Annotated in this window: 15 protein-coding genes; 10 read left to right on the forward strand and 5 right to left on the reverse strand. The window is 73.0% G+C overall.

Annotated features, from left to right (window positions below; translation table 11 throughout):
• Positions 1 to 26 precede the first annotated feature (26 nt).
• Entirely contained in the window at positions 27 to 368 is a 342-nt protein-coding gene (locus E6U81_RS06205; RefSeq protein WP_136229071.1) for a hypothetical protein, read from the forward strand.
• 12 nt (positions 369 to 380) lie between these two features.
• On the opposite strand, the gene E6U81_RS06210 is transcribed toward E6U81_RS06205, so the two are convergent.
• From E6U81_RS06210 to E6U81_RS06220, 3 genes are read right to left on the reverse strand one after another with little or no spacing between them, the layout of a single operon-like run.
• Complete coding sequence (locus tag E6U81_RS06210; protein WP_136229072.1) at positions 381 to 1,187, reverse strand: hypothetical protein; 807 nt, start codon at positions 1,185 to 1,187, stop codon at positions 381 to 383.
• Positions 1,188 to 1,213: 26 nt separating this feature from the next.
• On the reverse strand, positions 1,214 to 2,539 hold the full coding sequence (locus tag E6U81_RS06215; protein WP_346766127.1) for an ATP-binding protein: 1,326 nt from the start codon (positions 2,537 to 2,539) through the stop codon (positions 1,214 to 1,216).
• Entirely contained in the window at positions 2,536 to 3,198 is a 663-nt protein-coding gene (locus tag E6U81_RS06220) for a response regulator transcription factor (RefSeq protein WP_136229073.1), read from the reverse strand. Before E6U81_RS06220 ends, E6U81_RS06215 begins: the two co-directional genes overlap by 4 nt.
• Before the next feature lie 90 nt (positions 3,199 to 3,288).
• On the opposite strand from E6U81_RS06220, the gene E6U81_RS06225 reads away from it, so the two are divergent.
• The 7 genes from E6U81_RS06225 to E6U81_RS06255 all read left to right on the forward strand — a co-directional run bounded on the left by E6U81_RS06225 (position 3,289) and on the right by E6U81_RS06255 (position 8,102).
• On the forward strand, positions 3,289 to 3,783 hold the full coding sequence (locus E6U81_RS06225) for a hypothetical protein (protein WP_136229074.1): 495 nt from the start codon (positions 3,289 to 3,291) through the stop codon (positions 3,781 to 3,783).
• Positions 3,780 to 4,889, forward strand: a complete 1,110-nt coding sequence (locus tag E6U81_RS06230; protein WP_136229075.1) for a peptidoglycan-binding protein — start codon at positions 3,780 to 3,782, stop codon at positions 4,887 to 4,889. The genes E6U81_RS06225 and E6U81_RS06230 overlap by 4 nt, the downstream gene beginning before the upstream one ends.
• Entirely contained in the window at positions 4,886 to 5,620 is a 735-nt protein-coding gene (locus E6U81_RS06235) for an ABC transporter ATP-binding protein (protein ID WP_136229076.1), read from the forward strand. The genes E6U81_RS06230 and E6U81_RS06235 overlap by 4 nt, the downstream gene beginning before the upstream one ends.
• Positions 5,617 to 6,858 (forward strand): ABC transporter permease, encoded by a 1,242-nt coding sequence (locus E6U81_RS06240; protein ID WP_136229077.1) that lies wholly within the window; start codon positions 5,617 to 5,619, stop codon positions 6,856 to 6,858. Before E6U81_RS06235 ends, E6U81_RS06240 begins: the two co-directional genes overlap by 4 nt.
• Before the next feature lie 85 nt (positions 6,859 to 6,943).
• Complete coding sequence (locus tag E6U81_RS06245; RefSeq protein WP_136229078.1) at positions 6,944 to 7,387, forward strand: NUDIX domain-containing protein; 444 nt, start codon at positions 6,944 to 6,946, stop codon at positions 7,385 to 7,387.
• A gap of 62 nt (positions 7,388 to 7,449) precedes the next feature.
• Positions 7,450 to 7,794 (forward strand): hypothetical protein, encoded by a 345-nt coding sequence (locus tag E6U81_RS06250; protein WP_136229079.1) that lies wholly within the window; start codon positions 7,450 to 7,452, stop codon positions 7,792 to 7,794.
• The gene (locus tag E6U81_RS06255) at positions 7,791 to 8,102 is read left to right on the forward strand and encodes a hypothetical protein (protein ID WP_136229080.1); all 312 of its coding nucleotides are present in this window, start codon (positions 7,791 to 7,793) and stop codon (positions 8,100 to 8,102) included. Before E6U81_RS06250 ends, E6U81_RS06255 begins: the two co-directional genes overlap by 4 nt.
• 60 nt (positions 8,103 to 8,162) lie before the next feature.
• Here E6U81_RS06255 and E6U81_RS06260 read toward each other — a convergent pair whose 3' ends face one another.
• Positions 8,163 to 9,017: a trypsin-like serine protease gene (locus tag E6U81_RS06260; protein ID WP_240803677.1), complete on the reverse strand. Its 855-nt coding sequence runs from the start codon at positions 9,015 to 9,017 to the stop codon at positions 8,163 to 8,165.
• A gap of 240 nt (positions 9,018 to 9,257) precedes the next feature.
• On the opposite strand from E6U81_RS06260, the gene E6U81_RS06265 reads away from it, so the two are divergent.
• The gene (locus tag E6U81_RS06265; RefSeq protein WP_136229082.1) at positions 9,258 to 10,616 is read left to right on the forward strand and encodes a ricin-type beta-trefoil lectin domain protein; all 1,359 of its coding nucleotides are present in this window, start codon (positions 9,258 to 9,260) and stop codon (positions 10,614 to 10,616) included.
• 94 nt (positions 10,617 to 10,710) lie between these two features.
• Positions 10,711 to 11,943 (forward strand): MFS transporter, encoded by a 1,233-nt coding sequence (locus tag E6U81_RS06270; protein ID WP_136229083.1) that lies wholly within the window; start codon positions 10,711 to 10,713, stop codon positions 11,941 to 11,943.
• Between the two features lie 44 nt (positions 11,944 to 11,987).
• Here the strand turns inward: E6U81_RS06270 and E6U81_RS06275 are convergent, their stop codons facing one another.
• Complete coding sequence (locus E6U81_RS06275; protein WP_136229084.1) at positions 11,988 to 13,220, reverse strand: amidohydrolase family protein; 1,233 nt, start codon at positions 13,218 to 13,220, stop codon at positions 11,988 to 11,990.
• Positions 13,221 to 13,338 lie beyond the last annotated feature (118 nt).

Genomic DNA, 13,338 nt, shown 5'->3' on the forward strand with positions numbered 1-13,338 from the left:
CGCACATCGTGCTGGACGAGACGGCGATGCCGGCAGCAGGACAGGGCAACGTCCTCGCGTCCCGGCTCATCCACCGCGCGCACGCCGAAGCCGGCTGGTTCCTCTACGCGCCCACCTGCGCGCTGGTCGGGGCGGACCGCGCCCGGCCCGGCACGGCGGAGCACCTGGCCGCCCTGCCGGGCGTCATCATCCTGAACCTGGACCTGCCCACCGCACTGGCCCTCACGTGCCAGGAGACCTGGGCCGCGGCGCACACCCGGCACGCGGCACAGCCCACGCCGGATCGCCCCGACGGGGCGATCGCAGCCACCACCTTCCCCAAGCGCTGGGAGGGCGAGTCGGTCCGCGTCCTGGACCTCGGCGACTGACCGACCCCCGCGTCAGAAGCCTTCCGGCCCCATCACGATGACCGGCTTCGCCGCCGGGTCCAGGGTCTCCAGGACCTTGCGCATGGCCTCCTTCGGGATGCCGACGCAGCCCTGCGAGGGGCCGTCGTGGTCCACGTGCAGCCAGATGTTGCCGCCCCTCTCCTCACCGTCCGGCTTGACCGGGTCCAGCGGCGAACGGCCCGGGCGGCGGTTGAAGTCGATGGCGACGACGTAGTCGAAGGAGCCCACCAGGGACTCCCCGTTCACCCCGCGGCCGGTGGCGACGAAGCCCCGGTCCTCGTCGTACGGGAGCCGCGTGCCCGGCGGCGGGGACAGCAGGCCGCCCGCGTCGGTCAGCGCGAAGACGCCCTGGGGCGACGTCAGATCGCCGTACGTGCGCTCCGTGGACCAGCCCCTGGCCCCGTTGCGCGCCGGCCAGCTCTCGGCCTTGACCCAGTCGGCCCCGGCCTCGGGGCGGGTGTACAGCGCGGCGGTGGACTCCGAGGAGTCCACGGCCCTGCCGGTGACCAGGATGAGCTGGCGGGACTCGGCCGGGATTTTCGCCCGGGTCTGTTCGCTGATCCCGGTCAGGCCCTGCGTGGGCGACCGCGGCGTGTCGCGCGCCACCCGGTCCACGGGCTGCGGGCGGGAGTCCGTACTGGCCTGCGCCGCGCCCGCGGCCTGTTCAGGATCCTGGGCGACGTACACCCAGCCGGCCGTGAAGGTCACCAGGCCGAGGGTGGCGGCGAGCGCGGCGCGGCGCGCCGCACGACGGTTCGTACGGGCGGGGCGGGAGCGTGCTCGGGCGTGCTTGCTCATTCACCCGACCGTACATCAGCGCACCTTCAGAGCTGGTTTGTCCGCGATGTGCGCGCCACGACGGGCACCGGGAAGCGGACACAGACCGTCAGGCCGCCCTCCGGCCCCGGGTTGGCGGCGGCCGTCAGCTCCGCCTCGTGCGCCCGTGCGATCGACGCGGCGATCGAAAGGCCCAACCCGGCGCCCTCACCTGCGGTGTGCTGTCGTTCGGCGCTCCTGCGGAAGGGCTCCAGGAGGCCCGGAACGTCCGCCGGATCGATCACCGGTCCGGTGTTGCACACCGTCAGTTCCCCGTCGGGGGCGGTGGACACGGCGATCCGGCCCCCCGCACGGTTGTGACGCACCGCATTCATCAGCAGGTTCCGCAGCAGGTGGCCGAGCAGCACCCGGTCGCCCGTCACGGTCAGCGGCGCGAAGGTCCGTACGACCGTCAGGCCCTCCTGCGGGCAGGCCGCCAGCTCGGCGGCCGCGAGTTCCGCCAGGTCCACCGGCCCGGTCGCCTCCAGCCCCTGCTCGGAAACCGCGAGGAGCAGCAGCGACTCGATGAGGTGCTCGCTGGAGTCGGCGACCCCGATCAGCCTGTCGCGGATCCGGGCGACCCTCTCCGGCGACGGGTCCCCGGCCAGCCCGATCTCGGCCGCCGCCCGCTGCACGGCCAGCGGGGTGCGCAGCTCGTGCGCCGCGTTCGCCGCGAACCGCCGCTGGGCGGAGACCAGCTGCTCCATCCGGCCCAGCATCGCGTCGAAGGTGTCGGCCAGCTCCTTGAGCTCGCCGGGCGGCGCGTCGAGGGAGATCCGCTCGTGCAGGTTCTCCCCGGACAGGCGGCGCGCGGTCCCGGTGATCACGCCGACCGGGCGCAGCACCCGGCCGGCCATCCACCAGGCGAGCCAGATCGACAGCACGGCGAAGACGGCCAGGGCGAGCAGCGAGTACATCAGCAGCCGGTGGCGGGTCGCCTCGGTGACGGCGTCCGAGAGGTTCTGGGTGTAGGCGTACGTCTTCAGTTCCTCGGCGGTGGGCGCCTCGCCCGGTGGCCGCCGCTGCGCCGGCTCGTACGGGGGGTGCGGCTTCAGCAACCGGCCGGGCGAGGCACCGGGCGAGGGCAGGACGTAGGCCGGGCTGACCGTGCGGACGGCCCCGCTGACGCTCGCGTACAGCCCCTGGCCGACCATGACGTACACCAGCGCGACCAGACCGCCGCCGGCCAGGAGCAGCAGCGAGCCGTACAGGGCGGTGAGGCGGCCGCGCTCGGTCCGCGGGACGCCCGGGAGCCGCAGGGCGCGGCCCGAGCGCGGGAAGCGCCGGACGCGCAGGGCCTTCGTGTCCTTCGTGTCCCTCGGGAGGCCGTTCACCGGGCCGCGATCCGGTAGCCCGCGCCCGGCACGGTCTCGATCAGCGGCGGCTCGCCCAGCTTGGCTCGGAGCTTGCTGAGGGTGACGCGGACGGCGTTGGTGGAGTAGCTGGTGTCCGCCTCCCACACCTGCTCGATCAGGTCGTCGTTGCTGACCACGGCGCCCTCGGCGCGCAGCAGCGCCTCCAGCACGGCGAACTCCTTGCGCGACAGCGCGAGCCGGTGCCCGTCCCGGGTCGCGCTGCGCCGGGCGGTGTCGACGGCGACGCCCGCGCGCTCCAGTACGGGCGGCAGGGCGGGGCGGGCGCGCCGGCCCAGCGCCAGGACCCGGGCGAGGAGCTCGTCGTAGGCGAACGGCTTGGTGAGGTAGTCGTCGGCGCCGACGCCGAGGCCCTCGACGCGGTCGCGCACGGTCCCCGACGCGGTCAGCATCAGGACGCGGGTCAGCAGCCGCATCCGCACCACCTGGCGGCAGACCTCGTCGCCGTGCAGCCCCGGCAGGTCGCGGTCCAGGACCATGACGTCGTACTCGCCCAGGCGCAGGCGCCGCAGCGCCTCCAGGCCGTCGCCCGCCTCGTCGACGGCGAGCGCGTCGCGGCGCAGCCCCTCGGCGATCATCTCCCGGAGGAATTCCTCGTCCTCCACCACCAGTACGCGCATGCCGTCCTCTTTACCGGAGGTCGGTGTTTCGCCGTTGTAAGCAAGGTGCGAGAGGGAAGCGAAAGGCCCTTGCACCGCAGGCTCGGGCCCATGAAGCGAACCCTCATCATGTCCACGGCCGCGGTCGTCACCGGGCTGACCCTGTTCGCGACGGCCTGCGCGAACGACTCGTCGAAGGGCAAGGACTCCTCCGCGAGCGGCGGGGGCACCGGCTCCGCGGGCGGGGCCGGCGCGGACGCCGACCGCGCCGTGAAGATGCGCCAGTGCCTGCGCGAGCACGGCATAGACGTGCCCGACCCCGAGCCCGGCCAGGACCCGCGCGGGATGACCCTGGGCGGCGGAGCCGACCCGCAGAAGATGCAGGAGGCGATGAAGGCGTGCGGCATGCAGGGCCCTGGCTCCGGCAAGGAACCCACGCAGGAGGAGAAGGACAAGGAACTCAAGTGGATCCAGTGCATGCGCGAGAACGGCGTCGCCCTCAAGGACCCTGAGTACCAGGGCGGCGCCAGAAGCGCCGTGGAGATCCCCAAGGGTCAGGAGAAGGCCTTCGAGGAGGCCCAGAAGAAGTGCGAAGCGGCCCGATGAGGACACGCACCAAGTGGCTGCTGGGCTCGCTGGCCGCCGTACTGGCCGTCTCGGGCGGCGGCTACGCCGTCACCGCCCAGCCCCAGCGAGAGGACGGCGGGCAGGAGCGTCGCACGGGCGGACTGCCGCCGGCCACCGCGCCGGTGCAGCGCGGCGACCTCAGCGCGGGCCTGCAGGTCGAGGGCACCCTCGGCTACGCGCAGGAGCGCAAGGTGAACGCCGGCGGCCCGGGCGTCCTGACGTGGGTCGCGGGCGAGGGCTCTGCGGTCGAACGGGACGGGAAGCTGTACGAGGTCAACGGCCGGCCGGTGCGGCTCCTGTACGGGGCGACGCCGATGTACCGGCAGCTCAAGGCCGGCGACAAGGGCGAGGACGTCAAGCAGCTCAAGCGGAACCTCCTCGCCCTCGGGTACGGCACCGGGCTCGACCCGGAGGACCCGCTCTTCACCGCGGGCACGACGACGGCCGTCAAGCGGTGGCAGAAGGCGCACAGGGCGGCGGAGACGGGCGAGGTCGGCAAGGAGGACGTCGCCTTCGCCTCGGGGCCGCAGCGGGTGCGCGGGAAGGACGCGGCGGTCGGCGACGAGGCGGTGCCCGGCAAGCCGGTGCTGACGGTCACGGGCACCGAGCGCACCGTCCGCTTCCAGATGGACGCGGCGAAGGCGTCGGCGGCGAAGGCGGGCGAGCCGGTCACCGTACGGCTGCCCGGGGGCGGCAGCGCCACCGGGAAGATCGACTCGGTGGGCGGGGCCCAGCCCGACGACAAGAACGGCGGACCGGGTGCGGGCGGCGGGGGCGGAGCCGGGGGCGGCGACAAGAAGGCCAAGGTCGAGGTGGTCGTCACCTTCGACCAGCCGGCCGAGATCACCGCCCCGGACCAGTCCCCGGTGACCGTGGCCCTGACCGGCGAGACCCGCAAGGGCGTGCTCTCCGTGCCCGTGAACGCCCTGCTGGCCCTCGCGGGCGGCGGCTTCGGCGTCCAGGTCGTGGAGGACGGCCGGGCCCGCGAGGTCCGCGTCGAGCTGGGCATGTTCGGCAACGGCCGGGTCGAGGTGACCGGCGACGCCCTCAAGGAGGGCATGCAGGTGGGGATCCCCAAGCTGTGACGGCCACGACGCACCCCCCGGAACCGGTCGTGGAGCTGACCGGGGTCACCAAGGAGTACGCGGGCGGGGTCACCGCCCTGCGCGGGGTCGACCTCAGCATCGGCGGCGGCGAACTCCTCGCCATCGTCGGCCCGTCGGGCTCCGGCAAGTCCACCCTGCTGCACATCGTCGGCACCCTGGACCGCCCGACGGCGGGCGGCGTACGGATCGCCGGCCACGACATCGCCGCCCTGTCGGACCGTTCGCTGTCGGCCCTGCGGTCCCGCCACGTCGGCTTCGTCTTCCAGTCCTTCCACCTGGTGCCCGGCATCAGCGCCCGCGCGAACGTCGCCGAGGGGCTGCTGTACTGCGGCCTCTCCCGGGCCGAGCGCGGCCGCCGGGCGGCCGAGGCCCTGGAACGGGTCGGCCTCGGCGACCGGATGGACCACCGGCCGCACGAACTGTCCGGCGGCCAGAAGCAGCGCGTGGCGATCGCCCGGGCGGTGGCGGGCGCACCGGACCTGCTGCTGGCCGACGAACCGACGGGCGCCCTGGACACGGCGTCCGGCGAGTCGGTCATGGAGCTGCTGCACGAACTGAACCGGGACGGGGCGACCATCGCCGTGATCACCCACGACAACGAGATCGCGGCGAGCCTGCCGCGGCAGGTGCGCATCCGGGACGGGGAGATCGTCGCGGACGTCCGCTCCGGCCCGGCCGCCCCGATCGGGGCTGCGGGGGCGGCGCGATGAGCCGTACGAGAGCACGCGCCCGCAAGCCGGCCGCGCGGCTGCGCCCGCCGAGACTGCGCCCGCCGAGGTTGTCCCCGCGGGACGTCCTGCACGTCGGCTCGGCGGGGCTGCGCGCCCGCCCGATGCGGGTCTTCCTGTCCGCGCTCGGCATCGCCATCGGCATCGCGACGATGATCGCCGTGGTCGGCATCTCCTCCTCCAGCCAGGCCAAACTGCTGCGCGAGCTCGATCGGCTCGGCACCAACATGCTGGTCGCGACGCCAGGCCAGGGCATGTTCAGCGGCCAGGACACCACGCTCCCCAAGGAGGCCCCCGGCATGGTCTCCCGTATCCCGGGGGTCGAGTCGGTCGGCACCACGGGCGATGTCGCGGAGTCCGTACGCCGCTCCGAGAACATCCCCAAGGAGGAGACGGGCGGGGTCGCGGTCAAGGCGGCCAAGGACGACCTGCTGGGCACCCTGCGCGCCTCGATGGCGAGCGGCACCTGGCTCAACGACGCCACCGGCCGCTACCCGGCGGTGGTGCTCGGCGACGTCTCCGCACGCCGCCTGGGCATCACCGCGCCGGGGCAGCAGGTCTTCATCGGCGGCCGGTACTTCACGGTGATCGGCATCCTCGGACCGGTCCCGCTGGCCCCGGAGATCGAGCGCTCCGCCCTGATCGGCTGGGACGCGGCCGAGCGGCTGCTGGGCTTCGACGGCCACCCGACGGCCGTGTACGAACGCTCCGCGGACGACCGGGTGGCGGCGGTCCGCGAGCTCATCGCGCGGACGGCCAACCCGCAGACCCCGAGCGCGGTCTCGGTCACCGACCCGTCGGCTGCCCTGCAGGCGAAGGCGGCCACCGAGGGCGCCTTCAGCACGCTGCTGCTGGGCCTGGGCGGTATCGCACTGCTGGTGGGCGGGGTCGGCGTCGCCAACACCATGATCATCTCGGTGTTGGAGCGCCGCCACGAGATCGGCCTGCGCCGCTCGCTGGGCGGCACGAAGGGCCAGATCCGGATCCAGTTCGTGACGGAGTCCCTGCTGCTGTCCGGACTCGGCGGGCTGGCCGGGATCGTCCTGGGCGGGGCGGCCACGGCCGTCTACGCCCGCACGGGCGACATGCCGTGGGTGGTCCCGCTGTGGGCGGTGGGCGGCGGCTTCGCCGCCACCCTGGTCATCGGCACGCTGGCCGGCCTCTACCCGGCGGTGCGCGCGGCCCGCCTGTCGCCGACGCTGGCACTGGCTGCGGCGTAGGCGTGTCCGCGTGGCGGTCGGCTCCGGGGCAGACGGGGGGCGCAAGCCCGTCCCCCGGAGCCGATCACGGACGTACCCTGAATCGATGAGGCGAACTCCACGTCACGCGGCACGCGTTGTCATCCTGTCCCCCACCGGGTCGGTGTTCCTCTTCCGCGAGAACAACGTGGAGGTGGGCATCCACTGGCTGCCGCCCGGCGGCGGAATCGACCCCGGCGAGAGCCCCGAGGACTGCGTGCGGCGCGAGCTGCGCGAGGAGACCGGGTGGACCGACCTGGAGCCGGAGCGCCTGCTGTGCACCTGGGAGCACGACTTCACCCACCAGGGCGTACCGGTGCGCCAGCACGAGCACATCTACGTCACCACGGGCCCGCACCGGGAGCCGGTCCTGGAGGAGCCCGGCATCCACTGGCAGTGGCTCTCCGCACAGCGCCTGGCCACCCTGGGCGAACCGGTCTGGCCGCCCCGCCTCTCGGACCTCCTCACGAACACCCCACCCGAACCGGTCCACCTGGGCCTCCTGGCCTGACCCCTCCCGGGCGGTGCCGGGCCCACTATCGTGGAGGGCGCCGACCGGAAGAGGAAGCACTGATGACCACCGCCCCGGGGCCCGCCCACGGTGTCCCCCCGATGCCCGAGCGCAGTATTCCGGCGTTGCGGGCGGCGATCGCCGCCCACGCCCCGCAGCTGCTGGACGACTTCGAGGCCAACTGGCGGTCGAAGGTCGCCGACACCTACGACATCGGGGCGGCACCGGCCTTCCTGGCACGCTGGTGGGGCGAGTACGCGCTCGCCAGGGACCCCCACCTCGACCACCACGTACGTGACCTCGAACGGCGGGCGGCCGAGTGCGCGGACCCGGACAAAGCCAGGGACCTGCTGGAAGAGGCCTCGCGCATCCACCACCGGGTGGCCACGCTCGGGCCCGGCGAGTGAGCGCGGAGTTCACCGGACCCCCATGGGCCACCGACTGGACCAAGCTCGCCGCCGAGTACCGGGACACGCTGCCCGCAGAGGTGCGGGATCTGATCGTCGACGCGGTCACGGACCTGAAGTCGTCACTGCACCCCTACCGCGACGACCATCTCGACACCACGAAGGTGAGCATCGATCCGGTCCGCTCCACCGACCCCCGCGGCGCCCACGTCCTCTACTTCGACCGGGGCCACGGCTGGCTGCGCTACACCTTCGTCCACCGCACCGCCGAACCGCAGATCGTCATCGAGCAGGTCTTCTGGCAGTAGCCCGGGCCGCAGGCGGTCGGGGGGGCCGGGACGTCGTCGCCGCTCCCGTCGCAGGACGGGCTAGCGGGGCGCGGGGGACTTCGACGTGGCCTTCGTGTAGAGCGAGGCGGCGTACTCCCCCAGCACCGTGCTGGTCGAGACGTCGTCGGTGTCCCCGCCCGTGAGGATGCCGATGACCTTCCCGTCGCGGGCGATCCACGCGCTGCCGCTGGTGCCGCCCGGGAAGTCCGCGCAGTCGAAGCGCTGCTGGGTCGCGCTCTCGCGGACCGCGGTCGCCGTGCAGGTACGGGGGATCTTGCGGTCGGCGGGGTAGCCGGTGACGGTGACCTCCTCGCCGGCCCGGCCGGTGGTGTCCAGCACGGCCGCGCCGGTCACGTCCTCGATGGAGCGGCCCTGTGCGTCGGGGGCGAGCGTGGCGAAGGCGAGGTCGTAGTCGTCGTCCGTGCCCTCGGCCCAGCGTTCGTCCTCGAAGACCTCTTCGATCTTCCATGTGCCGTACGGGGCGGTGTCGTTGGCGTAGGCGGGCGCGAAGACGGCGGTCCCGTCACCCTGCTTCCCGGCGAGCAGGCAGTGCCCGGCGGTGACGATGAGGTTGCGGCCGGGGCTGTGCACCACGGTGGCGGTGCAGAAGTGGTCGCTGTCCAGGCCGTTGGTGAACAGGGCGCCGGTGAAGGCGGCGGGCCCGCCGGGCGGGGGCGTCACGGCCGGCGGCAGGGTGATCCCGGGCTGAGCCGACAGCTGGGGCTTCGGCGCGTGCGAGCGCGAGGGGCCCGTGGGCGGGAGGGAGGGCTGCGCGGCCTTCGCCCGCACGGGCGCGGCCGCCTCGGGCGGCGGCGCGAGCTCGGCCACCGCCGCGGAGGCCCCCAGGGCCGCCACCGCACACAGCACTGCCGTCACGACGCTCCGCTTGTCCACCGGCATGATGATCCTTCCGCTTTGCCCTGGCGAAGCATGCCTTGACCGCGGGGCCGGGTGCAAGGCACGCGACAACCCCTGCGTAGCCGACCCGTCACCGCCGGCAGTCCATGCCGCGCCGTCAACTCAGGCCTCAAGGAAGCTCTTTGGCCGATTGACCTATCATCTTTTCGATTCTCGCCGCCCCCGCCGCCGCGCGGGCCCGCGGAAAGAGATTCTTGACGAGAGGGCAACGAACACTTGCGATTCCCAGGCAAGCACCGGATATCCATCGTTGCCGCGGCGGCCGCGGCCGCGATCGTGGGAACCCTCCAGCTCCCCTCCACCGCATTCGGCACCGAGGACACCGCGGGGGCCGAGGACAGCGCCCCGTACAGCGCCCCGCCGACCGGTGAAGGGCCCGATGCCCACGCGGAGGACTCCACCACCCACGGCAGCGACGGCACGGTCTTCAGGAACGGCGTCATGTCGCTCGGCACGCAGGCGGCGCCGAAGGCCGCCACGAGGTCGGCCGCTTCCGCCCCTGCCGCCGCTTCCGCCGCGGCCGCCGCACCCGCTCCGCCGCAGGGCGAGGGCTGGAAGCTGAGCGGTGCGACCAAGTGGCTGGCGACCGGCTACACCATCAAGTTCTACGACCAGAAGTCCGCGGACTGGCTGGGTCCGTACGTCCAGGCCTCCGCCGCGGACCTGCGCCGCATCACGAACCTCCCGGTCACCGTCGACACGAAGCCGGTCGGCTGGGAATACGTCCGGCCCAAGGGCGAGGTGATCGTGGGCGTGCTGCACCGCCCGTGCGTCCCGCCGGCCGGCGAAGGCAGCATGGGCAGCACGGGCTGGAAGATCGTCCGCGACGGTACCGGCACCGCCAACCTCAGCTGCGGCTTCACCAGCTCCTCCGTGGCGGAGACCGTGACCAGCGGCCACGCCTACATCGACGACTCGTTCTTCACCGCGGCCGGCAAGCCGACCGCCGCCATGGGCGAGACGTACATGCGCAACCACGTCAGCCACGAGCTCGGACACACGCTGGGCCTGGCGCACGCCAACCGCAGCCTGACCAAGAGCGACTGCGTCAAGGGCACCGACTCGGGCCAGTTCCCGGTCATGTGCTCCCCCACCTACGCCTACCAGGACAAGCGGGCGGGCACCTACGTCCAGCAGTACGACGTCCAGGGCCTGCGCCGCCTCGCGGCCGGCGCCGGGGCGACGCTGTCCCCTCAGGGCAAGGTGACCGGGATCGGCTCCAAGTGCCTCGACGTCAAGGGCGGCAAGGCCGCCAACGGCACGCAGATCCAGCTCTACTCGTGCAACGGCTCCGCGGCCCAGTCCTGGATCCTGGGCAAGGACGGCACCTTCCGTGCCTTCGGGAAGTGCCTGGACAACGCGCGCAACGCGAGCACCGACGGAAACAGGATCGGCCTCCACGACTGCAACGGCACGGCGGCGCAGCGCTGGTCGGTGAATGCCAAGGGGCAGATCGTCCATGTCGCGTCGGGCAAGGTCCTCGACGTGACCGGCGGCGCGACCGCCAACGGCACGGCGGTCCAGCTCCACACGGCGAACACGAACAAGCGCCAGGTCTGGGCCACCCCGAAGTAGTCCGGCCCCGGGCCGCCCGCAGGCAGCGGGCGGCCCGTCCGCGTAGGGAAGGTGCCCGATCCGCACCGGCCCGCCTTAGAAGCACGCTGGCACCATGGGCGACTGGGGAAGCGGACGGGTCCTGCGGGACCGCAATGCGGGGCTCTACCTGCTCGGGGTGGTGGTGTCGGGGTTCGGCACGACGGCCATGTGGCTGGTGGCCGGGGTCTGGGTGAAGTCGCTCACCGGCTCGGACAGCCTCGCGGCGCTGACGGTGTTCACCATGTGGGCGCCGGTCCTCGCCGGTCCGGCCCTGGGCGTGCTCGCCGACCGGCTGCCGCGCCGGCCCCTGCTGGTGGCCGCCTGCCTGGTGATGGCCGTACTGCTGCCCGCCCTGTGCCTGGTCGACTCGGCCGGCCGGGTGTGGCTGCTCTTCGCCGTCCTCCTCGTCTACGGGATCTGCGGCACCCTCCACGAGGCCGCGGAGGCAGCCCTGGTGGCGAGGGCGGTCGACGTCCGCCTCCTCGGCGACTTCAACGGGCTGCGGATGACGGCCGGGGAGAGCATGAAGCTGCTCGCGCCGCTCGCGGGCGCCGCCCTGTTCACGCGGTTCGGCGGAGCGTCGGTGGCCCTGCTCGATGCGGTGACGTTCGCCCTGGCTGCGGGCCTGTTCGTGCTCCTGCGGGTGGACCGGGACGCGCCCCGGCCAAAGGGTCCGCCGACGGATCCGAGGGCCGGCGGCTTCGCCCGGGCGCTGGAGGGCGGCCGGCAGCTGTGGGACTCACCGGTGCTGCGCCCGCTGGTGTCGGCGGCCGCCGCCGTGATGTTCCTGGCCGGGATCAACGGCGCGGTGGTCTACGCGGTCGCCGACGACGTCCTCGGCCGCACACCCGCCTACGTGGGGGTGCTGTACGCGGTGCAGGGCGCGGGTTCCGTCGTGAGCGGGCTCCTCGCGGGCCCGCTCCTGCGGCGGATGCCGGTGCGTGTGTTCACGGCGGCCGGCACGGCCCTGTTCGCGCTGGGATGCGGCGGGCGGGCGCTGCCGTACGAGGCGGCGGCCCTGGTGGGCAGCGCGCTGATCGGCGCGGGCCTGCCGTGCGTGCTGATCGCCGCGCTGACCACCGTGCAGCGCGAGGTACCGGACTCCGTCGTGGGCCGCACCGCGGCCACCGCCAACACCCTGGTCTTCGTACCGAACGCGCTGGCCCTGGTACTGGGCGCCGGGCTCGTCGCCCTCGTGGACGTGACGCTGCTGCTGCCGGTGCTCACGGCGGCGGGCCTGGCCGTCTCGCTCCTGCTCGTGACCGCACCGGTCGGCACGGTCACGAGCGGTCGGGCACCGGCCTGACCGGGTCGGGCCGGGTCGGGTCAGGTCGGGCCGGGCCGGGTCGGTCAGGCAGCCGAGCCCGGTCCCGGCCACAGGCCGTCCGGGGTGAGCCCGAGGAGGTCGATCGCGTTGCCGCGCACGATGCGGTCGACCGCGTCCGGCGCCAGGTGGCCCATCTGCGCCTCGCCGACCTCGCGGGACTTCGGCCAGGTGGAGTCGGAGTGGGGGTAGTCCGTCTCGTAGAGGACGTTGCCGACGCCGATCGAGTCGAGGTTCTTCAGGCCGAAGGCGTCGTCGAAGAAGCAGCCGAAGACGTGCCCGGCGAAGAGTTCGGACGGCGGCCGGAGCACCTTGTCCGCGACCCCGCCCCAGCCGCGGTTCTCCTCCCAGACCACGTCCGCGCGCTCGAGGATGTATGGAATCCAGCCGATCTGGCCCTCCGCGTACATGATCTTCAGATTGGGGAAGCGCTCGAACTTGCCACTCATCAGCCAGTCGACCATGGAGAAGCAGCAGTTGGCGAAGGTGATGGTGGAGCCGACCGCCGGCGGGGCGTCCGCGGACGTGGACGGCATGCGGGACGAGGAGCCGATGTGCATGGCGATGACCGTGCCGGTCTCGTCGCACGCCTGCAGGAAGGGGTCCCACTCGTCGGTGTGGACGGACGGCAGGCCCAGGTGCGGGGGTATCTCCGAGAAGGCGACCGCGCGCACGCCGCGCGCCGCGTTGCGGCGGACCTCGGCGGCGGCCAGCCGGGCGTCCCAGAGCGGGATCAGGGTGAGCGGGATGAGGCGGCCGTGCGTCTCGGGGCCGCACCACTCCTCCACCATCCAGTCGTTGTAGGCCCGTACCCCGAGGAGCCCCAGCTCACGGTCCTTGGCCTCGGTGAAGGTCTGGCCGCAGAAGCGGGGGAAAGTCGGGAAGCAGAGGGCCGACTGGACGTGGTTGACGTCCATGTCGGCGAGGCGGTCGGGAACCGAGAAGGATCCGGGGCGCATCTGCTCGTAGGTGATGACTTCCAGTTTGATCTCGTCGCGGTCGTACCCGACGGCGGTGTCGAGTCGCGTGAGCGGCCGGTGCAGGTCCTCGTACACCCACCAGTCGCCGATCGGGCCGTCGTCGCCGGGGGCTCCCATGACGGGGGCGAACTTGCCGCCGAGGAAGGTCATTTCCTTCAACGGGGCGCGGACGATACGGGGGCCGATGTCGCGGTACTTGGACGGGAGCCGGTCCCGCCAGACGTTGGGGGGCTCAACCGTGTGGTCGTCCACCGAGATGATCTTCGGGAAGGTCTCCATGGCTCATACGGTAGCGCCGATCTGACGAACCGTCAGCTAGTTGGTCTGTGATCGGTCATGGACGGGCTGACGTGTACGCGCGAGACAGGGCAGACTGACCCTTACACCGACGGAAGGC

This window comes from Streptomyces sp. A0592 (genome assembly GCF_004795115.1).
Taxonomy (GTDB): Bacteria; Actinomycetota; Actinomycetes; order Streptomycetales; family Streptomycetaceae; genus Streptomyces; species Streptomyces erythrochromogenes.

Bases quoted from the DNA above. Each gene is read 5' to 3' on its own strand.
- E6U81_RS06220 (WP_136229073.1), bottom strand. From the start codon at position 3,198: ATGCGCGTACTGGTGGTGGAGGACGAGGAATTCCTCCGGGAGATGATC.
- E6U81_RS06225 (WP_136229074.1), top strand. From the start codon at position 3,289: ATGAAGCGAACCCTCATCATGTCCACGGCCGCGGTCGTCACCGGGCTG.
- E6U81_RS06240 (WP_136229077.1), top strand. From the start codon at position 5,617: ATGAGCCGTACGAGAGCACGCGCCCGCAAGCCGGCCGCGCGGCTGCGC.
- E6U81_RS06205 (WP_136229071.1), top strand. From the start codon at position 27: ATGCCGGCAGCAGGACAGGGCAACGTCCTCGCGTCCCGGCTCATCCAC.
- E6U81_RS06245 (WP_136229078.1), top strand. From the start codon at position 6,944: ATGAGGCGAACTCCACGTCACGCGGCACGCGTTGTCATCCTGTCCCCC.
- E6U81_RS06250 (WP_136229079.1), top strand. From the start codon at position 7,450: ATGACCACCGCCCCGGGGCCCGCCCACGGTGTCCCCCCGATGCCCGAG.
- E6U81_RS06270 (WP_136229083.1), top strand. From the start codon at position 10,711: ATGGGCGACTGGGGAAGCGGACGGGTCCTGCGGGACCGCAATGCGGGG.
- E6U81_RS06230 (WP_136229075.1), top strand. From the start codon at position 3,780: ATGAGGACACGCACCAAGTGGCTGCTGGGCTCGCTGGCCGCCGTACTG.
- E6U81_RS06275 (WP_136229084.1), bottom strand. From the start codon at position 13,220: ATGGAGACCTTCCCGAAGATCATCTCGGTGGACGACCACACGGTTGAG.
- E6U81_RS06210 (WP_136229072.1), bottom strand. From the start codon at position 1,187: ATGAGCAAGCACGCCCGAGCACGCTCCCGCCCCGCCCGTACGAACCGT.